The 20,363-nt window shown below is 61.9% G+C and carries 15 protein-coding genes; 6 read left to right on the top strand and 9 right to left on the bottom strand.

What is annotated here, in order from left to right; all coding sequences use genetic code 11:
- Nucleotides 1–4: 4 nt before the first annotated feature.
- On the bottom strand, nucleotides 5–793 hold the full coding sequence (locus tag F8R15_RS02715; protein ID WP_078540021.1) for a 5-oxoprolinase subunit PxpA: 789 nt from the start codon (nucleotides 791–793) through the stop codon (nucleotides 5–7).
- A gap of 225 nt (nucleotides 794–1,018) precedes the next feature.
- Here F8R15_RS02715 and F8R15_RS02710 point away from each other — a divergent pair, with 225 nt between their 5' ends.
- Together F8R15_RS02710 and F8R15_RS02705 are read left to right on the top strand one after the other, a co-directional pair.
- Entirely contained in the window at nucleotides 1,019–1,924 is a 906-nt protein-coding gene (locus F8R15_RS02710; protein WP_078545613.1) for a LysR family transcriptional regulator, read from the top strand.
- Nucleotides 1,925–2,154: 230 nt separating this feature from the next.
- Complete coding sequence (locus F8R15_RS02705; RefSeq protein ID WP_216644096.1) at nucleotides 2,155–3,462, top strand: Glu/Leu/Phe/Val dehydrogenase; 1,308 nt, start codon at nucleotides 2,155–2,157, stop codon at nucleotides 3,460–3,462.
- A 249-nt stretch (nucleotides 3,463–3,711) separates the two neighbouring features.
- Here F8R15_RS02705 and F8R15_RS02700 read toward each other — a convergent pair whose 3' ends face one another.
- From F8R15_RS02700 to F8R15_RS02690, 3 genes are all read right to left on the bottom strand, one after another.
- Complete coding sequence (locus F8R15_RS02700) at nucleotides 3,712–4,764, bottom strand: 2,3-butanediol dehydrogenase (protein WP_152843357.1); 1,053 nt, start codon at nucleotides 4,762–4,764, stop codon at nucleotides 3,712–3,714.
- Nucleotides 4,765–4,828: 64 nt separating this feature from the next.
- Nucleotides 4,829–6,628 (bottom strand): NAD(P)/FAD-dependent oxidoreductase, encoded by a 1,800-nt coding sequence (locus F8R15_RS02695; protein WP_152843355.1) that lies wholly within the window; start codon nucleotides 6,626–6,628, stop codon nucleotides 4,829–4,831.
- Nucleotides 6,629–6,769: 141 nt separating this feature from the next.
- The gene (locus F8R15_RS02690; RefSeq protein ID WP_152843353.1) at nucleotides 6,770–8,521 is read right to left on the bottom strand and encodes a sigma-54-dependent Fis family transcriptional regulator; all 1,752 of its coding nucleotides are present in this window, start codon (nucleotides 8,519–8,521) and stop codon (nucleotides 6,770–6,772) included.
- Between the two features lie 438 nt (nucleotides 8,522–8,959).
- Between F8R15_RS02690 and F8R15_RS02680 the strand changes: the two genes are divergently transcribed.
- From F8R15_RS02680 to F8R15_RS02670, 3 genes are all read left to right on the top strand, one after another.
- Nucleotides 8,960–10,942 carry an AsmA family protein gene (locus F8R15_RS02680; RefSeq protein WP_152843351.1) on the top strand — a complete coding sequence of 661 codons (1,983 nt, stop codon included), beginning with the start codon at nucleotides 8,960–8,962 and terminating at the stop codon, nucleotides 10,940–10,942.
- 392 nt (nucleotides 10,943–11,334) lie between these two features.
- On the top strand, nucleotides 11,335–12,441 hold the full coding sequence (locus tag F8R15_RS02675; RefSeq protein WP_172976153.1) for an AAA family ATPase: 1,107 nt from the start codon (nucleotides 11,335–11,337) through the stop codon (nucleotides 12,439–12,441).
- Nucleotides 12,442–12,479: 38 nt separating this feature from the next.
- On the top strand, nucleotides 12,480–13,286 hold the full coding sequence (locus F8R15_RS02670; protein ID WP_152843347.1) for a metallophosphoesterase: 807 nt from the start codon (nucleotides 12,480–12,482) through the stop codon (nucleotides 13,284–13,286).
- A gap of 180 nt (nucleotides 13,287–13,466) precedes the next feature.
- On the opposite strand, the gene F8R15_RS02665 is transcribed toward F8R15_RS02670, so the two are convergent.
- Together F8R15_RS02665 and F8R15_RS22080 are read right to left on the bottom strand one after the other, a co-directional pair.
- A complete protein-coding gene (locus F8R15_RS02665) occupies nucleotides 13,467–13,943 on the bottom strand; it encodes an MAPEG family protein (RefSeq protein ID WP_253732330.1) in 477 nt (158 codons plus the stop codon).
- A gap of 45 nt (nucleotides 13,944–13,988) precedes the next feature.
- On the bottom strand, nucleotides 13,989–14,324 hold the full coding sequence (locus F8R15_RS22080) for a YegP family protein (protein WP_078545629.1): 336 nt from the start codon (nucleotides 14,322–14,324) through the stop codon (nucleotides 13,989–13,991).
- 193 nt (nucleotides 14,325–14,517) lie between these two features.
- Between F8R15_RS22080 and F8R15_RS02655 the strand changes: the two genes are divergently transcribed.
- Nucleotides 14,518–15,048 (top strand): universal stress protein, encoded by a 531-nt coding sequence (locus F8R15_RS02655; RefSeq protein WP_152843345.1) that lies wholly within the window; start codon nucleotides 14,518–14,520, stop codon nucleotides 15,046–15,048.
- Nucleotides 15,049–15,251: 203 nt separating this feature from the next.
- Here F8R15_RS02655 and F8R15_RS02650 read toward each other — a convergent pair whose 3' ends face one another.
- From F8R15_RS02650 to F8R15_RS02640, 3 genes are all read right to left on the bottom strand, one after another.
- Nucleotides 15,252–18,461 (bottom strand): autotransporter domain-containing protein, encoded by a 3,210-nt coding sequence (locus F8R15_RS02650; protein ID WP_172976152.1) that lies wholly within the window; start codon nucleotides 18,459–18,461, stop codon nucleotides 15,252–15,254.
- Between the two features lie 374 nt (nucleotides 18,462–18,835).
- Nucleotides 18,836–19,720, bottom strand: a complete 885-nt coding sequence (locus F8R15_RS02645; RefSeq protein WP_152843341.1) for a DMT family transporter — start codon at nucleotides 19,718–19,720, stop codon at nucleotides 18,836–18,838.
- Between the two features lie 128 nt (nucleotides 19,721–19,848).
- The gene (locus F8R15_RS02640; protein ID WP_253732328.1) at nucleotides 19,849–20,331 is read right to left on the bottom strand and encodes a GNAT family N-acetyltransferase; all 483 of its coding nucleotides are present in this window, start codon (nucleotides 20,329–20,331) and stop codon (nucleotides 19,849–19,851) included.
- Nucleotides 20,332–20,363 lie beyond the last annotated feature (32 nt).

Below are 20,363 nucleotides of genomic sequence, written 5' to 3'. Positions count from 1 at the left end.
CCTGTCAGGTCTTTTCATTTTCAGCGAGAACCATCGCCGCGGGGGCAATGGTGACGCCGTTTTCTTGCAGTGCAGTCTTGATAGCGTGGCCGATTTCCAGCGCGCCGGGCGTGTCCGAGTGGAAGCAGATCGACTCGAACTCCACCGTAATCGTCTTTCCGGTGACCGTCTCGACGGTGTTCTCGAGGCAGGCGCGCACGCATTTTGCGGCGAGCTTCTTGGGGTCGGGCGCGGAGACGTGGCGGGCGAAGACGATCGAGCCGCTGTCGTCATAGTCACGGTCGGCATAGAACTCGCGCACGACCGGCTGACCGAGGCGCTTGGCGACCTCGTAGGTCTTCGAGATATCCATGCAGAACAGGATCAGCCCCGGCGCGTAGCGTTGCAGCGTCTCGACCAGATGGCGCGAGAGGTCCTCGTTGCGCGCGGCCTCCATGTAGAGCGCGCCGTGCGGTTTGACGTGCTGCAGCGGCACCCCGTAGCGGCGGCCGAATTCGCGCATCGCCCCCACCTGGTAGATGATGTCGTTCACCAGCTCCTCGGAGCTCGCGTTGATATGGCGGCGCCCGAAACCGACGAGATCGCGATAGCCGGGATGCGCGCCGAGACCCACGGAATGCTGATGGCAGAGCTTCGCGACCCGGTTCATCTGCATCGGGTCGCCGGCGTGAAAACCGTTCGCGACATTGGCCGAGGAGATCAGCGGCATCAGCTGATCATCCGGCGCGCCAGCCATGGCCCAATGGCCGAAGCCTTCTCCGAGGTCACAGTTCAGGTCGATGAGTTTCGGCATGTCTCTTCCCAGATCTCTGTTGCAAGATCAGCTTTCGACAATGTGATCGACATGTAAAATTCTAATATCAGTGAGGGCATTATCGTGATAATCGATAATATGATTAGACACTGTCCGGTGCAAATCGCTGAAAAATATGGATATGACTTCGATCTGTGCAGATTGCGAACCTATGATATCTGAATCCCGTGGTCGGCATTATCGGAAAATCCGAAAGGAGGCGGCATGAACTTCCGTCAGCTCAAGTATTTCGTGGCTACCGCCGAGACCGGTCAGGTCAGCCGGGCGGCCAACGAACTCTCGATTTCCCAGTCCTCGGTGACGACCGCGATCCGCGAGCTTGAGGCCGAGATGGATACCGAGCTTTTCACCCGGACCTCGCACGGGATGGAGCTGACCCAGTCGGGGCGCGAGTTGCTGGGCCTGTCCTACGATATCCTCACCAAGCTCGACGAGGCGGTGAATATCCGCGAGCGCAGCAGCGGCGTGACCGGGCGGGTTCTCGTCGCGACCACTTACACGGTGATCGGGTATTTCCTGCCCTATCATCTGGGGCGGCTGGCGCGGCTGCACCCCAATCTCGATATCCAGCTCCACGAGCTGAACCGCGAGGCGGTGGAGGAAGGGCTGCTGTCGAACCGGTTCGACATCGCGATCGTGCTGACCTCGAACGTGATGAACCCGGAACTGGAAAGCGAGACGCTGATGCGTTCGCCCCGCAGACTTTGGCTGCCGCAGGGCCATCGGCTGGCGAACCTGCGCAGCGTCGATTTCAAGGAGATCGCCGACGAGGACTATATCATGCTCACCGTCGACGAGGCGGCGAACACGACGATGAAATACTGGAACTTCGGTTCGACCCAGCCGCGCGTGAAGCTGCGCACCTCGTCGATCGAGGCGGTGCGCTCGATCGTGGCGAACGGGCAGGGGGTGACCGTGCTCTCCGACATGGTTTATCGGCCCTGGTCTCTCGAGGGCAAACGCATCGTGACGGTCGAAACCGATCCGCCGGTTCCGACAATGGATGTCGGTCTCGCGTGGCGCCGCGGGGCCGAGCTGTCTCCGGGCGCGGTCGCGCTCTACGATTATTTCCGGCTGACCTTCGACAGCTCGCTGACTCTGAACAGCTGAGCCAAGGCGATGGAAATTTCCTATCGTCAACGATGCCGACTGCAGGTCTGGGGCGTCAGTTTGCAGTCAGGCCGCGCCTCCAAGCCGCCACTTGGAGCGCAGTCGAAGCCTTGGACGCCAGCTCGCATATTTTGAGACAAATCAATGACGCCGCCCGCCGTGTCGGCTGACTGTCGGCAAACGTCCTGCAGAAACCGTCCTAGAAAACCTCGCCACGGAGTATCGAGCCCATGCCGACCAAGAAAAAAGACGTCGAGGAGAATACGCCCCCGACGACGGGAATGCTGGCGAAGTCTCGCGAGACACTTCGGGCAGCCTGCGAGCGGCTCAACATTCATCCCGACGTTTTCGAAGAGCTCAAAGGGCCCCGTGAAACTCTGGCCGCCACGCTCTTGATCCGGATGGATGACGGGAGCCGACGCGCGTTCCAGTCTTGGCGGTGCCGTTATAACGACCGGCGGGGTCCGACCAAGGGCGGCGTTCGTTTCCATCCGAACGTCTCGCTCGACGAGATCGAGACGCTTTCCTTCTGGATGACGTTCAAATGCGCCGTGGCCAACCTGCCCTTCGGCGGCGGGAAGGGCGGGGTCTGCGTGGACACGAAGACGCTCTCTGTCAACGAATTGGAGCGCTTGAGCCGGGCCTATGTCGAAGCCTTCGCGCCGTTCATCGGCCCCGATCGCGATATTCTGGCGCCGGACATGTATACGAACGGGATCGTCATCGCGTGGATGGCGGACCAATACAGCTGGATTTCCGGGCAGGCCTCCCCAAGTGCAATCACCGGAAAACCTCTCGCTTTCGGGGGCACGAACGGGCGGGTCGATGCGACGGCGCGCGGCGGATACTATGCTCTGCGTTATCTGGAATCCGCGCTTTCTCTCGATCCGAATACGGCCACGGTGGCAATCCAGGGGTTCGGGAATGTCGGCTTCCACTGCGCCAAGCTTCTGCATGCCGACGGGTATAAAATCGTCGCCATTTCGGATTCCGCCGGCGGCATCTACGACCCAAGCGGATTGGATCCGCTCGCCGTCATGCAACACAAGCATGAAACCGGCGGCGTGAAAGGCGCGAAGGGGCAAGGTAAGACGAAAGAGATTTCAAACGCCGAGTTGTTGGAGCTCGATTGCGACGTGCTGGTGCCTGCCGCATTGGAGCGGCAGATCACGCTCGAAAATTGCGACAAGATCAACGCCCGCATCATTCTGGAAATGGCGAACGGGCCGGTCTCGCCCGAGGCCGACAAGAAGCTGACGGAAGCAGGGCATATCATCGTGCCCGATATCCTCGCGAATTCCGGCGGCGTGACAGTGTCCCATCTGGAATGGGTCCAGAACAGATCGGGTTTTTATTGGGACAGCTCGCGTGTCCGGGATCATCTGAAGACGACGATGGAGACCGAGACGCAATCGATCTGGACCTTGCACAACGAAATGGAGCTTTCGATGCGCGATGCCGCCTATATCCACGGCCTGCGTCGGATCGCGGAATCCGTGGAAGCCCGAGGCACGCCCGCTTATTTTGAGGGATCATAGCGGCCGATCCCGGCTCCGATCGGCACATGGAAAAGCACGATCTCGGGGTCAGCGACAATCCTCGTTGGCCCGTATCCTCGCAAGGATAAGCTTTCAAAGAAGCGGTGCTCGAGAATATGCATTCACAGCGTGAAGCGCTATTTATCGACCCCCAAGGTTTCCCGGACGAATAGAGCAATCTCCCGCTCTGGTGCGCTGCGCGCGCGTTTGGGGGGGCTGCGTGCGCAGCGCGAAGAGGTTCTAGTTTTTTCAGTCTGGCGCTTCGACCAAGATCTTCACCTGGGATTTCTCCGCGACGAGCGCTTCGAAGCCTTGCTCCACGATCTGATCGATCTTGATCCGCTTGGTCACCAGCTTGTCGGCGCTGAAATAGCCCTGCACCATCAACTCCATCACTGCCGGGTAGACATTGCGGTATGCGATGGTGCCCTGCAGTTGGCGCTCTTTCAGAACGGCCGTATTGGGTTGGAAGGAAGCGTCTCCCTCCCAGATCGACACGATCAGCGTCTGACCTTCGTGGCGGGTGCTGTCGATGCATTGCGGCAGAACGCGCGGCACACCTGTCACCTCGAAAGCGACATGAACAACGCCGGTGGCCGCACGAATTTTCGCGACGGGGTCTTCCGCCATCGGGTCTATGGCGCTGGTGGCGCCGAGTTCGAGCGCTTTCTCGCGGCGTTCAACTGAGGGTTCTACGACATGGATCTGGGCCGCGCCCGCGACGCGTAGAGCCTCGACGACCAAAAGCCCGATCGGCCCCGCGCCGAAGACCGCAGCCGTGTCCCCGGCCTTGATCTTCGACATGCGCACCGCATGCAGCGCGACGGCGGCGGGCTCGACCAATGCGCCCTGTTCCATCGACAGCGCGTCGGGCATCTTGTGAACCATTCGGGCGGGCACAACCGAGGTTGCAGCGAAACCGCCATGTCCCCCGGAGAGCCCGACAAAACCAAGGCTGTCACAGAGATTGTATTTGCCCTCAAGGCAGGCGGGGCAGGTGCCGCAGGCGAAGATCGGCTCGATTGCGACACGGTCGCCGATGCTCAGTCCCGTGACGCCTTCTCCCAACTCCGCCACGGTCCCACAATATTCGTGGCCCATGGTGATCGGCGCCTTGTCGTGGCTGAGCGGATGATCCTGCTCGACCGGGACGAAGATCGGTCCCGCCAGATATTCGTGCAGATCGGAACCGCAGATCCCGGTCCATGCGACCTTGATCGCGACCTCTCCGGGACCGGGGATAGGGGTGTCGATTTCCTCGACGCGAATGTCTTTCACGCCGTGCCAACGTGCAGCTTTCATGGAATGTCTCCGTTCAATGGGGGAAGTTCTCCCGGCCCGTGAAGGGGCCGGGAGAGGGATGGGGTCAGGAGAGGTGATGGACTTCCTGGAGCCCGTAGACCGGGGTCTCCAGCCCCTCCAACCGCGCTTTCAGCTGCAGCGCGAGATAGAGCGAGTAATGCCGCGATTGGTGCAGGTTGCCGCCCATGAACCACAGATGCTCCTGTTGGGTCGGCTTCCACATATTGCGCTGCTCGCCTTCCCACGGGCCGGGGTCTTTCTTGGTGTCCGAGCCAAGCCCCCAGACCTTACCAACCTTGTCGGCGACCTCTTGGCTGATCAGATCGGCGGCCCAACCGTTCATCGAGCCGTAGCCTGTTGCGAAGACCACCAGATCGGCGGGCAAGCGCGTGCCGTCGGCGAGCACCACAGCGTCTTCCTCGAAATGGTCGACCTGACCCTTGGCCAGCTTCACCTCGCCATCGATGATCAGCTGGCTGGCGCCCACGTCGATGTAATAGCCCGAGCCGCGGCGCAGGTATTTCATGAACAGCCCAGAGCCGTCATCGCCCCAGTCCAGATCGAAGCCCGCCTTTTCCAGCCCTGCGTAGAACTCCGCATCGCGCTCGCGCATCTGGTCATAAAGCGGGATCTGGAACTCGTGCATGATCTTGTAGGGCAGGGAGGCGAAGATCATGTCTGCCTTCTCGGTTGTGACACCGTTGGCAAGCGCCTCTTCCGAGTAGAGCGCGCCGAGCCCGATCTCCATCAGCGAGTCCGAGCGCACGATATGGGTGGAGGATCGCTGCACCATGGTGACATCCGCATCGCCTTCCCAGAGAGCCGCGCAAATGTCGTGCGCGGAGTTGTTCGAACCGATCACGACCACTTTCTTGCCAGTCCACGGATCGGGGCCCTCATGCTGCGACGAGTGCTGGATCGTGCCCTTGAAGTCTTCCATGCCCGGGAAACGCGGCATATTCGGCTTGCCCGACATTCCGGTCGCGAGCACAAGCTGCGTCGGCTCCAGCGTCACCGTCTCGCCGTCGCGATTGACCTCGACCGTCCATTTTCCGGAGGCGTCATCGTAGCTGGCGCCGGTCACTTCGGACCGCGTCCAATAATTGATCTCCATCACCTTGGTATACATCTCGAGCCAGTCGCCAACCTTGTCCTTGGGCGTGAAGACCGGCCAATTGTCGGGGAACTTGATGTAGGGCAGATGGTCATACCAGATCGGGTCATGCAGGCAGAGCGACTTGTAACGGCTCCGCCACTGGTCGCCGGGCCGGTCATGCTTATCCAGAACGATCGCAGGCACGCCAAGCTGGCGCAGCCGCGCACCCAGCGCGATCCCGCCCTGACCGCCGCCGACGATCAGCACATAGGGCTGCGTGCCATAGCCCAGATCCGCCTCTTCCGCCTCGCGGTGCTCCTTCCACGAGGTCCGGTTCTTGCGCGCGCCATGTTCAGCGCCCATCGGGCGGCGCGTGCCGCGGTTTTCCTCGAAACCCTTGAGCTCCTGAAGCGCCGTCAGCAGCGTCCAGATGCGGCCATCTCGAATGCGCATCAGGCCCCAGCCGCGGCCCGACTTCGTCTCGAAAGTGACCCAGGCGGTGATCACGCCGCCCTCCTCGGCGGGGATCTCGCCCGACTGGATCTCGAACTTGCCGGGACGGGTGTGCTCGAGCTGGTTTCTCAGCATGTCGGCCACGCCGTCCGGCCCTTCCACGGTTTTCAGGTTCCAGCTGACCGCAACGAGGTCGCGCCAGTAGCTGTCGGTCGCAAACAGTGCGGCCGCGCGGTCGATATCGCCGCTCTCCAGCGCGGCGTTGAGGCTGTCCAGCATGTCCTGGGTCTGTGTGTTGATGGTGGTATCAAGCATCGCGTCTCCTCCTCTGCGCGTGTCTCTAGGAGGAGTATCGGCGCGTGATCGCTGAGCGATCCATGGTCGCGACGCGTGCAAAGGGAGGAAAAGCGCCTGCTGCGGCGCGGCATGTTGCGCGCGCAACAAGGGCGCAACAGATCACTCAGGCGGACGCAACCCGGCCTTGCGAATCCGACGCAGGATTGTCGAGCGGTTGACCCCGAGCCGCCGGGCGGCGCGCGCCATGTTCCACTCGCAGGCGTCCAGAATCTCCTCGAGCATGTCCCATGGGTCACTCGGTGCGGGCAGGGCCTTCTCGATATTCGGAGTGATTTCGACGGGGGTGGGCAGATCGAGCAGATCGATCACCGATCCGACGCAGAGCGCCGCCGCGACGTCGAGAACCTGCTCGAGCTCGCGGATATTGCCAGGCCAGCGACGTCCCAGCAATTCGGCCCGTGCCGAGGGTGACAGCCGAACCGCGTCGCCCGCGTGGCGGCGCAGATGACGCGACATCAGCCAGTCGAGATCGCGCCGCATCCGCAGGGGCGGCACGGTGAGGACGCACCCTGCGAGCCGGTGAAACAGCGGGCGCGGCAGCGCGATCTGGCTGGGCTCAAAGCAACTCGTCGCCAGCGTGCGCAATTCGGGGCGCCGGTCGAGTAGCCCGCCGAGCGCGATCGCCGTCTCCGGGCCGATTTCTTCGATCCGGCGCAGCAGGAATGTCGTCGGCCCGATCGCCTCGGCGCAGTTTTGCATCAGCGTCTGCGGGTCTAGCCCCGCGCATTCGAGGCTGATGAACCCTTGCGCCTTGCTGGTCATGTGGATCGCACGGGCGAGTTTCGTCTTTCCGGTGCCGGTCTCGCCACAGATCAACAAGGGCACATTGCCCGGGGCCAGCCGCTCAGCCTGTCCGATCAAACGGTTCATCTCCGGATCGCCCCCGGTCAGCCCCGCGAGCGGCCCGCCACGACGCAGTCCCTGGTGGGGATGACGTGGCGCTTTGGGTGCGATCGCATGGCCAAACAACGCCCCGCCATCGCGCATCTCGATCACCCGCTCCTCGGTCGGGCGGTCACGCATCAGGTCGGGCAGGTCGTCGACGCTGATGCTGAGCACCTCATCGATCCCGCGCCCGAGGATCGGGGCGCCTTCGGGAAACAACCGCCGCGCGGCGCGGGTATAGCCCAGCACGCGACCGGAGCCATCGAGCCGCACAGCGGCCTCGGGATCGACATCGAGAAATTCCGGGCTGGAGGACAGGCGCAACACCCAGTCGCGCGGGCTCTCGGCCATCAGGTTGGCCATCTCGACCCGTCGTGCCGCTGAGGTCACGAGATTCATCGCGAGGTTCTGACTGCTCTTGGGCGTGGGCGAGCGCAAAAGCGAAATGTCGAGCACCGCTGCCAGTTGTCCGAGACTGTCGAAGATCGGCGCGGCGGTGCAGGACAAAACAGTATGGGCGTTTCCGAAATGGTCGTCCTGATGCACGGTCACTGGCTCTTGCGTCACGATGCAAGCCCCGACACCACAGGTTCCGGCGAGATCCTCGGACCAGTTCGAGCCTAGATAGAGCCCCGCGCTGCGCAGGTCTTCGGTGAAGAGATCGTCGCCGAAGAAATCGACACAGACCCCTTTGGCATCGGTCAGCAGCAAAACGTAATTCTGTCCTGCCACCTGCCGGAAAAGCGATTGCAACCCGGAACGCGCCGCGGCGATCATCCATTCCGCCTGCTTGCGGTGATCGCGCAGCTCTGCCTCGGTTACGATATGGGCCGGGTCGGAGCGCGTGGGGTCCATGCCGTAAAGCTCGACACAACGCCGCCACGAGGCCGAAACGAAACTGTCTCGCCCGGTCTGGCTGCCGTCCAGCACCCGTCCGATCTCCTCGACATGCCCTGCATCTCTCATGGCGCGTCGCCTCCCTGGAGGGACAATAGCACAGGCTGCGCTTCAGACCGGAATAGAAATTGGTCGTAGAGAATGGTGTGCCGATGCGGAGCTTTTTACCTCTATCTCCAACAAGGTCGCGCCAGGCTGCGATCGTTTTGCGATTGCCTTTGAAAATTTGAATGCACGAGAAGTGAGAGCTGCGGTACGATATCCCGACCGACAACGCTGACCGTCCGGCTTGGTGGCCCTCTCGGTGATTTTGGCTCGGCCGATGTCGGTGGTGGCGGCTCCTGTGAGAACGTCGGCGAACACACCCGCGATATGATCCGGCGCGACAAGGAGGGGGCGGAGCAGGAGGCAACTCGATCACGTTGTCCGCGGCGCAGCTGTTCCGGCTTGAAAGGCTTCCGCACCGGCGCGTAGCTTGAGAGCCAACACATAACCCCCGGAGGCCCTATGCGCTGGCTCTTTCGCGCTCTCGCTCTCGTCGTTCTGATCGCCCTGAGCCTCGGGGGGGCGCTCCTGCTGATCCCGTCGAAGAAGATCGCCCAGATCGCGGAGGCACGGTTCGAGGAAGCGACCGGACGCAAGATGACGCTGAGCGGGTCAGTCCATGCGACGATCTGGCCGCAGCTTGGCGTGCGCACGGGGCGGGTCGAGATCGCGAATGCGGATTGGTCCAAGGACGGGCCGATGCTCTCGGCCAAGGGGCTCCAGATCGGTGTCGATCCGGGCGCCCTGATCGGCGGTGAAATCCGCGTCTCGAAGGTCGATGTGCTCTCGCCGAACATCCTGCTCGAGCGGCGCAAGGACGGGACCGGGAACTGGGAGGTCACGCCACCGGACGCGGCCACCGGGGGCCAGTCAGCGAGCCCGAACCCGAGCCCGGGCGAGGGCGGCGGGATAACGGCTTTCAGTCTCGACAAGGCGGAGATCAGCGACGGTTCGGTGCGGTGGATCGATCATGCGAGTGGCCAGCGCATTGCGCTCACCGGCCTCGATGCGAGCCTTGCGCTTCCGTCCTTCGACGGCCCGGCGAGTCTGGACCTGACGGGGCAGGTCAATGGCAAGGCGCTGAAGGTCAATGGCACGCTCGAAAGTTTCGCGTCCTTCCTTGCGGGCGATCCGGCCCCCACCGATCTTGCGCTGACCCTCGATGCGTCGTCGATCGGCTTCAAGGGCACCTTCGGGACGGCACCCTTGGCGGCAAAAGGGGCGCTCACCGCAAGCGTCAAGGATCCAACCGCGCTGGCTGCGATCTTCGGACAGACCGCGCGAGATCTGCCGAAGGGGCTGGGGCGTGACACGATTACCGCGAAGGGCGATGTGACACTGGGCGCGGATGGCGCCGTGCATCTGCGCGGCGGCAAACTCACGCTCGACGGCAATGCGCTGAGCGTGGCGGGCGATCTCTCCTTCGCGAAAGGCAAGCCGCGGATCGATGCCCAGATCGATGCGGGCGCGCTCGATCTCTCGGCGCTGGAAGGGGCGTCGGGCAAGGCTGGCGCAGGCGGGTCCTCCTCCGGCTCTGGCTCTGGCGCCAGTGGCTGGTCGACCACGCCGATCGACGCCTCGGGCCTGCGGGCGCTGGATGGCAAGATCGCCCTCGATGCGAGTTCCATCGATTTCGGCACTGCCAAGCTGGGCCCGACCAAAGCGCAGATCACGATCGACAGCGGCCGCGCGGTGGCAGATCTGCGTCAGGTCTCGGCCTATGGCGGCAGCGTCACCGGGCAAGTGGTGGCCAATGCGCGCAACGGCTTCTCGGCCTCCGCTGATCTGGTGGCCAAGGGGGTCTCGATGCAGCCGCTTCTGAGCGATCTGGCCGATTACACTCGACTGGATGCGAAGGCGGATCTGGCCCTGAAGCTTCTGGCCTCGGGCAACAGCGAGGCCGCGCTGGCGCGCTCGCTTTCGGGCTCGGGCAATGTCGCCTTCGGCAAGGGGGCGCTGGAGGGGCTCGATCTGGTGGGGATGCTGCGCACGCTCGATCTGAACTATGTGGGGGAGGGGGCGAAGACGATCTTCGATCAGATCACCGCGAGCTTCACCATCGCCGACGGGGTGCTGTCGAATGACGACCTCGCACTGAAAGCGCCGCTTCTGAGTGCTGCGGGCAAGGGGCGGGTGGATATCGGGGCGCAGAGCCTCGATTACACGGTGACGCCGACCGCACTCAGCAAGGCCGATGGCACGGGTGGGGTGAAGGTGCCGCTCTCGATCACGGGACCCTGGGCGAAGCCGAAATTCGGCCTCGATATGAAGGCGCTCTCGGGCGACAAGGTCGATGCCGCGAAGCAGGACTTGAAGGCGAAAGCGGAGGCCGAGATCGCCAAGAAGCTCGGGATTACGCCGCAGGAGGGCCAGAGCACCGAGGATGCCGCAAAGCAGAAGCTCAAGGAGGAGGCCGCGAAAGGTCTGCTGAAGCTCTTCAAGTAGGGGGCTTATATGTTCGTGGCCGTGCTTCGTTCATGACAAGGGGCCTCGCGATGTTCACCCCGCATGTCTGCTGGATGGGATCGTCTCATCCAGACCGTCGATCGCTCGCAGTTTCGGCAGGGGGGGGCTGGAGCGATTTGCTTTGAGAAATGCGCAAAATGCCTCCACGCCCCCCTTATCGTCCGCTATCCGAGCCCCCATTCCCGACAGGTTTGACCTCTCCGGATGTGGCGCGCTTGACGCATTCCCCTAGCCCAGACTACCGTCTCACCATGAACACGAAAGCCACCACGTTGGAGATTACCTGCTCGATATCGTGAGCTGCGCCCTTAACCGGGTGCCTATCGGTGTCGAGATTTCAATCAGGTCATTTTCAAGCGATGGTGGTCGCCATGACGCAGAAGCGCGTTCAAGTTCTCTATAAGAAACCCCTCTCAGCAAGCCTGGCCCGGTCAACGGTCACGGGCAAAACAAATACCGCTTTCGTAAAGCGGTGGGGTCGCATGTTCCCGAGCGACGAGTCTCGAGATGATTGCGGTGACATTTTAGACGATCCGTCGAAAGAGTGGCGTGAGCGAAATAAGCGTGAAAATCAGCGGATCAATCGCGCTGTCGAGCGACTTGTCGATCAGAAATTCAGGAGCACTTTCGAGGTCGACAAGAATATCAGCGACACGTCCGTCAAACGGATGCATCACCTTTATACGCATGGCGCTAGACTTGCGGGGCCGGAAGCCGCGGAGTCCGTTTATGATCTCGCGGCGGTGTTGCATGCGCAGGCGCCTTGGCTTGCAGAAGTGTCGACCTCGATCATGAACCAGGGGCTCGCGCATATTGCCGCTGGAGGCGTCGGTTTGCGTTTCGATCCGATGATCCTTGTCGGCCCGCCGGGATGCGGGAAGACGCATTTCGCACGTCTTGTTGCTGAATTTGCAGGCGCGCCGCGCGCAATCATCGACGTGGGCGCTGGAGGCGCCGGGTTCCGGATCTCCGGCATTGAGTATGGCTGGGCCACGGCGAGTTCCGGGGGCCCGGTCGAGTTGATCGCGGAAACCGCGGTTGCGAACCCGGTGATCGTTGTGGACGAGGTCTGCAAGGCGGGCGGCGCCATGCACTCTGCAGACAGGTCGGCAACGTCTCTGACAACATCGCTGCTCCAAGTGCTTGAGCGGTCGAGCGCAGAGCACTTCGTCTGCCCGTTCTTGCGCACGCGCTTCGACCTGAGCCATGTGAACTGGATCCTGACCGCTAATTACGAGCACCAGATTCCCGCGCCGCTTCTCGACCGGTGTCAGGTGTTTCGTGTCGATGTGAGCAAGCCTGAGCACCTCGTGGCGTTCTTCAACCGTGCGGCCGGAGACGATGCCGAGCCGGGAGAGCTGGAACGCGTGGGCGCATTCATTGAGGAGATGTGCGATGTCGGGCGTCCTCCGAGCCTGCGGCAGATCGGGCGTCTTGCGAAATCTCTGCGCGCAACCAGACGCGATATGTTGATGTGATTGCCGCCAATTTCATCAAGAAGCGAGGAGCGGAAAGAATGACGAAAGCTCTGATCGTGGCGGATCTTCACTTGGACATGTGGTCAGAAGCCGGTCGAGACGCGCTTGCGCATCTCGATTTCCGCAAAGTGGATCTGATGATTGTCGCCGGGGATCTCACGAACAAGCCGAAGGTCAGATGGAAGCAGGCGTTCGAGAGGATCGGGCAGCACATCGATCTCGAGCGCGTGTATGTCGTGCCTGGAAACCACGACTATTATCATCACGCGCTTGACGGTGATGACCGGCTCGAGCAGGTCGCGCGCGACGCTGGGGCAAACTTCGCGCAGAAGCGAGAGATCATCCTGGGGAGCAAGCGATACCTTTGCTGCACGCTCTGGACGGACTTTCAGGAGGGACCTGGAACTCTCGAGAGTCGGGATCATGATGCCCGGGCGAAGATGAACGATTACCGCTATATCCGTGTGGGGGCAGCTGGCTACCGCAAGGCTCGGCCGGCTGATACGATCGCGAAACACCGCGAGCATCTCTCTTGGCTGCGCTCAAAGCTGGCCGAGGGTTTTGATGGGGAAACCGCGGTGGTTACCCATCACGCGCCGACCTTTGATGTTCTCCCAGGAGGACAGAAGCTCAGCTGGTGTTATGCGAGTGACCTGACGGATCTCATTCACGAATATCAGCCGGCCAAGTGGTATTTCGGGCATACGCATCACCGAACTGAGCTCCTTGTCGGGAAGACGCGGCTCGTAAACGTGTCGGTTGGCTATCCGTTGCAGAACCTGGGTGGCGCGGCAGATGGCGAGAAGCCTCGGGTCCGACTGTATCCGAAGGGGCGTCGAGTGTGAGTTCAGCTTTTTCGTGGGGAAGAATGGGGCGCGTGGTTTGGTGCCTTTGCCGGTGAAACCTCGCTTCCACTGATAACGCTGATGATTGTGTCGGCGAGATCTATGCGTCTAGACCAGCGAGCCGACCGTCCCGGCGCCTAGCTGTGCTGAAAGGCGCGGGCCCCTCCCTTTTGCTCGGGCCTACGCAATCGCCACCCAGAGAACATGAACGGCCATGTAGATCACGACCAAAGAACCGATCGTGTAGAAGGTCGCCCGGACTTCGTGGGTTTGGCGCGTGGCATAAGCCAAGAAATGCGCAAGCCGTGTGGCAACGAACCCATACATCAGTGCCTGCGCGAGCCAAAGTGCGGGGTCGACCATGACGAACAGGAAACCCGCGACCCAGAAGGCTGGAATGTTCTCCAGGTCGTTTCGATGCATGCGCCGAGATCGATCAACATAGTCGTTGATCTCAAGCTGCGCGGGGTCGGGCGCCTTATTGAGAAGGCCACTTTGAACGTCCTCCGGGCTCGCAAGCCCGGAGTTGGTTTTTTGCATCCGGTAGACCGTCATCCAGCCCTGGCCCATCACTTTGAGTACCATCAGAGCGGCTGCAATCACGTAAGTCGCAAAGACCGGATTTTCCAAACTCAATAGGGCCATCGCATTCTCCATGGGCCGCTCATTCGGGGCGCGTCACGCCTACCGAACGGCGCCTCTTCAAGCTGTCAGATCGTCGAGCTTGGCATCTGGTGCATTATTTTTCACCGATGTGATGCCATTCTCGCGGGCGGCTTCGCTGCTATAGGCTTCGCTGGTCCCGATAACCTGGCCGTTGGTGGCCTTGAGGTTGAACATCGGTTTGCCCGACGTCGTGGCCTTGCGCTCATAGCGCTCGTCCTGCGGCGCGTTCTTGCGCACGGATGCGATGCCCTGTTCGGCGCTTGCCTTTTGCTTATAACCCTCGCTGGCAAGGATGGTCTCACCGTTCCCGGCTTTCAGTCGAAAGCGGTATTCGCCCGCCTTGTCCTTATAGAGTTCGAATTTTCCAGCCACCTGTCTGTATCCTTTTGAAAACTGCTTACGCGATCAATGTGAAGCGAGCAGTCCTTCGTTGGCAATGCCTTTCGGATACCCCCAATCGCCCACACGGCCAGATTGCAGGGCCATTCGTTCGGCGTTGAGCGCAATCAATGTGGCGATGCGCCATCGCTGTGATGCTGAAGCGTGAGCACCGAGGGAGTATGACATGGTCAATAAAATTCTCATCGCAACCGACGGTTCGGATGCGTCAAATCGCGCGGTGGAGCTCGGAGCGGATATTGCCGCGCGCTTCAGCGTGCCGGTCGTGCTGCTCCATGTTCTTTTGCGCGATCACCTCTCGGAGGGGCTGCGGCACATGGCCGAAGTGGAATACGAACCCGCGGAGGGTGGTCGGACCCTCTTCGAAGCGGTTTCGGCGCTGCCCCATGCCCGCTTCCCCCTCGCAGATCTCATACCGAGGAACGCCCAGACCGAGGACGAATTGCTGCGCGCTGTGGCAAAGCGCATCCTCGATGTCGCGGAACGCACGCTGCATGATCATGGCGTGGAGGGCGTGGAAAGTCTGACCGCGGATGGCGACGCAGCCCGCCGGATCGTCGAAGCTGCCGAGGACGCCGGCGCGGACATGATCGTGATGGGCGCGCGGGGGCTATCGGACCTCAAGGCGCTGATTGTTGGAAGCGTTTCTCAAAAGGTCCAGCACCTGTCTCCCGTGACCGTCGTGAGCGTCCGCTGATCTCGAGCCATCGCCTGAGCGGAGGCGGCGGCCCTGATGGGCAACCGAGCAGAGCGACGATCGCTGGCGTAATCGCCATCCTCTGACTATGCGCTCTGAACCATGCCCATGGGCCGACATCAAAATCAGCCCATGGTTATCGTTCTTCGTGGTCGCGAAAGCTCAGTGGACGTTCTGATTTTGTGCCGTTCTGAACTTCGAAATCAGAAGGAGATATGCATCGACGCTCTTACCTGTTGGCTATGTGCGGAGGCGAGGTCGGAGGTGAACTGATAGCCCAGCTCGAAGTCCATGTTCTGATCGACCGTGCCGCGCAGCGACAACCCGAGGGTCATGGCATCCTGCGATTGCGTGTCCCCGGCGAAGGAGTAATCCATCGTTCCGAGATCGGCGTAACCGAGCGTTTGCGTGAAGCCACCGTTGAAAGCATGCCGGTATTCCAGCTGCGCGCCGGGTGTCAGGGTCCCCCAGTCGCGACGCATGTCATATTCGGCCGTGATCCCGATGACGCTCGAAGCTGTCGTGTTTTCGAGCTTTCCGTAGTCTAGCGCCCAAACCGACGAGCCGGTTTCCGAGTAGCTGTCCAGCGACAGTTTCACCACGTCGAGGCGGCCATAGCTCGACGTGCTCCATCGTCCCAATTGCCCGAGTTGCGATAGGCCGAGCGAGCCAAAGAGCATACGACCTCCGCGCTCGCCCGAAAGCATCAAGCCGCCGTCGGTCGAGTAACGGTTTTCACGGAAGTCCAGCTTCCCGTAACCGCCTGTCGCATCGAGGAAGAGGTCAGGCTTCATCTGCCATGTGGCGTAGAGCGAAACGGTTTTCGCCCGCGAGCGCGACTTGCTTCCATCCGGCCCGAAGGTCGTCCGGTTATACCCGAAGCCAAGCGCGGCCCCTGCGGCGATGTCGCTGCCGAAGACCCGATCGACACCGAGCGTGATCCCTTGCGTCGAGAGCTTGTTGGTGTAGCCGCCATCGACCTGATCCCTGCCGAAATCGAGCGTGCCCGTTGCCCAGATACGGTAGGGCAGATCAGAGCCGTTCTGAGCGGGCTGCAAAGCGCGGGAAACGAGATCGATGACCTGCTCCGGCTCCGAGGAGGTCTCCGAATTGGTGGCGGCCGGATCGAGCAGGTAATTCGTGCTCGGCGTGGTCGCCCCTTGCGGTGCCGAAGCCTGCAGAGCACCGCCTGTCCCCGCAAAGGCTTGGGATGTCGTTCCCCAACCGGTGCGGCTTCCGCCCGAGCGCAGCATGCCGTGAAGCGAGTCGAGACGCCGATGGGTGTTGTCGATCTGGGTTTGCGCGAAGCGGTGCGATGTCGAAACCTGCGAGACGATCATGCTTCTCACGGTCGGATCGAGCTCAGGGGCAGGGCGACCGTTGACGGCCAGGGACTGTGCCGCCGAGCTTGCGGGCGCATTGGCGGCATCCCCGGAGTAATCCGCGGTGATCGAATGCGAACCCGTCGAGAGCGTGCGCGTCGTGTAGCTCGCCGTCGATCCGGACAGGGCGACCGTCGCAATCGCGGTGCCACCGTCGCGGAAGATGATGTTGCCGGTCGGCGAGGCGCCGCTCGTCACACTCGCCGTCATTGTGACCGGAACGCCTTGCAGCGCGCTGCTCGACGAAAGGGTCAGCGATACTCCGGTCGCGGCTTTCGAGACGGTAAAGCCCGCGAAGCTTTGCTGATCGGTATTCCCCGCGCCATCTTTCACCTGCACCGTGAAATCATAGGACGCGGCCGTTGTCGGCGTTCCGCTCAGGACACCGCCACTGCTCAGGCTGATATTGGACGGAAGGGTGCCCGAAGCGATCGAGAACGTGTAGGGCGCGTTGCCGCTCGTAGCCGTGATCGTCTGATTGTAGGGCGTGCCGACCATTGCGCCTGGCAGGCTCGTGGTGGAGATCACCGGCGCGGCGGCCGTCACGTTGAGCGCGTAGTTTTGCGTTCCGGTATAGGGCCCCGTCCCGGTCGAACTGTCAGTAGCCGTGATGGAAAAGTTGAAGCTTCCATAGCCCGTCGGCGTGCCGGAAAGCACGCCGCCTGACGAGAGGGTCATGCCAGTGGGCAAGGTGCCAGAAACGGAATAGGTGTAGGGGGCGGTGCCGCCACTCGCGGTGATCGTCTGGCTATATGCCGTATTTTGCGCCGCATCGGGCAAGGTCGTTGGCGCTACGGAGATCGTCGGTTGGTTCACCGTCAGCGTGTAGGTTTTCGTGGCGCTCGCCGGCGACCCTGTGCCGGTGCTGCTATCGGTTGCCTTCGCTGTGAAGGAAAAAGTGCCGCCCGCAGTCGGTGTGCCCTTGAGGATCCCGGAGGTCGTGAGGTTCACCCCCGCAGGTAGGGATCCCGATTGAACTGTAAACGTGTAGGGTGCGATGCCGCCACCGGCCTTGATCACCTGACTATAGGGGCTCCCCACAGTCGCATTGGTAAGAGAGGCTGGCGAGGTAATGCTTATTGTCGCTGAGGCGATCGTCAGCGTGAAGGACTTCGTCACCTTGAAGGGCCCGTTCCCGGTGCTGGAATCGGTGCCTGCGACAGTTAACTGGAAAGTGCCGCTGACCGTGGGTGTGCCGGAAATCGTGATGGATGTGCTGTTGAAGGCTGTGACGCTAAGACCAGCGGGGATGCCGAGGATCGAATAGCCGATATAGGGGGCCGTGCCACCCGAGAAGGTGAAGGTCTGGCTGTAGCTCTGTCCGACGGTTGCGCTGAACGACCCGCTGGCGGCGATGCTCAGGGTGGGATTGCTCACGGTGATCGAGGCGGTCGCCGCGTTCGAAGTTCCGGTGGAATTGGTGCCGGTATAGGAAAAGCTGTCCGCCCCGGCATAGCCGGCGGTGGGCGTGTAGGTGATCGAGGTCCCGCTGACGCTGGTCGTCCCGTGGGAGGGCTGCGAGGTCACCGCAACCGAAGTCGGGGTGCCGCCGCCGGAAAAGTCGAGGGGGATGCTGTTGGCGCTGCTGCCATAGGCAACCGTCTTCGAGACTGCGCCGGCCACCGGGGCTGCAGGCCCCGAGCCGGTGTAGGCCACGGTGATGATGCCGCCGCTATAGGTCGCCGATTCGAGCCCATCGACCGTGACGATCGGAATGATTTCCAAATTCGACGTGTCGCTCGACGTCGTCACATAGCGCGCCGTGCAGGTAACGGTCGCGTTCGTCTGGTTCGTGCCTGGCGGGCAAATGGTCTGAACCGAGCCGGCGGGGAACGCCTGGAAGGTGATCGACGCGGAATTGTAGGCCCTCGAGTCGGTGTTGAAGGTGACGCTCAAATCAATGGTCTGGCCTGCGCCGGAGAAGGTCGTGGGAGATGCGGTCGGCGTGCCCACGAAGGTGACGGCGGCGGCGGCCTGTCCGAAGAAGATCAACGCCGTTGCGATCCCGAGGGCACGCAGCGCTGTGCGCATTTTTTGGTCCAAGCGGCTGGCTGGATTGTCGCTCTGAGTGGATTTGGCGATTGCCGTAGCGGTAGGTTCACGACATGCGACAAGACGCGCGAACAGGCGCGCAAGCTTGTTGAAAGCTTCCATTTGAAATTGTCCCCGTTTGGCCCCCACAGGCCTGAATTTATTGATTTTCGGCGCGTTGACGTAACGTGCGCCTCATCCCTGTTTTCAATCAGGTGGATAAGTTCGTGGCTGTCAAATCACTAACGTGATTATCACCGATACGTGAGCCTGGCATTTCTCGCCAAGGCGGTGTCTTCCCGGTCGGATCGCAGGGCTTCGCTGCGGTTAGCCCGGATGGCCCGATATCCTCTTTCTCGGTGACACAACGCGCTTCAGTGGATGGCCTGTCTATGCTCGCGGAAGATCGTGAAAACGCCGCTCGCGATGATGATCGCCGCGCCCACGATCGTCATCGCATCGGGGCTCTCACGCCAGATGAGCCAGCCGAAGAGCGTCGCCCAGAGCAAACCGGTGTAGTCCAGAGGCGCCACGACGACCGCAGGCGCGAAACGGAAGGCCTGCGTGATCATCGTCATCCCGGCGGTGCCGAATATCGCGAGCCCCGCGAAAAGCCAGAGATCCTCAGATCGGACCGGCACCCAGACGAATGGCACGATCAGCGCACTCAGCAGCGCGCCTGCGCCCGTCAGGTAGACAAGCAAAGTCCACACGCTCTCGCGGCTGTCCACCCAACGGGCACTGAGCATCAGCAGGGCATACACAAGTGCCGTCGCGACTGGCAGCAGTGACACCAGTTGAAACGTCGCGCCGCCCGGGCGGATGATCACGAGAACCCCGAGAAACCCGACCAGCACGGCGAGCCAGCGCCGCCAACCGACCTCTTCCCCGAGGAAAGCAGCTGAAATCACGGTGATGAAGAAGGGGGCGACGAAGATAAGCGCGGTCGCCTCTGCCAGACCGAGATGGATGAAGCTGGTGAAGAACATCATTGCGGCCCCAACCCAGAGCGCACCGCGCAGCAAATGCGCAAGCGGCCGGTGCGACCGCAAGGCTTTGGGACCACCGAAGAGTAGCGCGATCACGATGGTGGCCGGCAGGGCGATCACGTTGCGCAGGAATAGGATCTGCAGGGGAGAATAGCCGGCGGTCAGTGCTTTCGCGAAGGCGTCATTGGCGCTCAGACAGGCCACGCCCACGCACATCAGGAAGATGCCTTGCGTGTAAGGTCTCGGCGCGTTGGAAATCGCAAAGCTCATCGTTACCTCCCTGATTGGACCAGCCCTACGAGGAGGGTTCAAACGAGCCAGACCTACACTGTCGGAGGGAGCGCGGAAAGCGCGACATGGTTCTTTGGAGTTCGCCTGCAGGATTAGTCGCCTCTCCCTCAGAGCTTCAGCTTGTATCCGATATGGGTCGGTTCAAATCCCAGACGGTCATAGAAGCGATGCGCGTCCGGACGGGCCTTGTCCGTGGTGAGCTGAACCAGCGAACACCCGCGTGCCCGGCATTCGTTGATCGCCCAGGCAAACACTGCTTGCCCAAGCTTGCCGCCCCGATGGTCGCGCGCAATCCGCACCGCCTCGATCTGTCCGCGCCAGGCGCCCTGTCTGGCGAGGCCGGGCAGGAAGCTGAGCTGCAATGTTCCGACGACCGCTCCCTTGCGCTCGGCAACGACCAGCAGCTGATTGGGGTCGCTTTCGATTGCGGAAAAGGCCGCGTGGTAGGCCTCTGGCAGCGGGTCGCGCAAATCCTCGCGCGTGGCCCCCAGCGGATCGTCGGCCAGCATTTCGACGATCTCGAACAGATCGGTCTCGCGGGCCGGGCGGATGGTCAGCGGTGTATGGATCATGGTCTTGTCCTCCTTCAAGCGTGGCAGATCCGAGCGCGACGGCTCCAGCC

It is taken from the genome of Thioclava sp. JE_KL1, assembly GCF_009296265.1.
Lineage (GTDB): Bacteria > Pseudomonadota > Alphaproteobacteria > Rhodobacterales > Rhodobacteraceae > Thioclava.
Note: the sequence above shows the minus strand (reverse complement) of the source record. Positions and strands in the feature narration are given on the sequence as shown.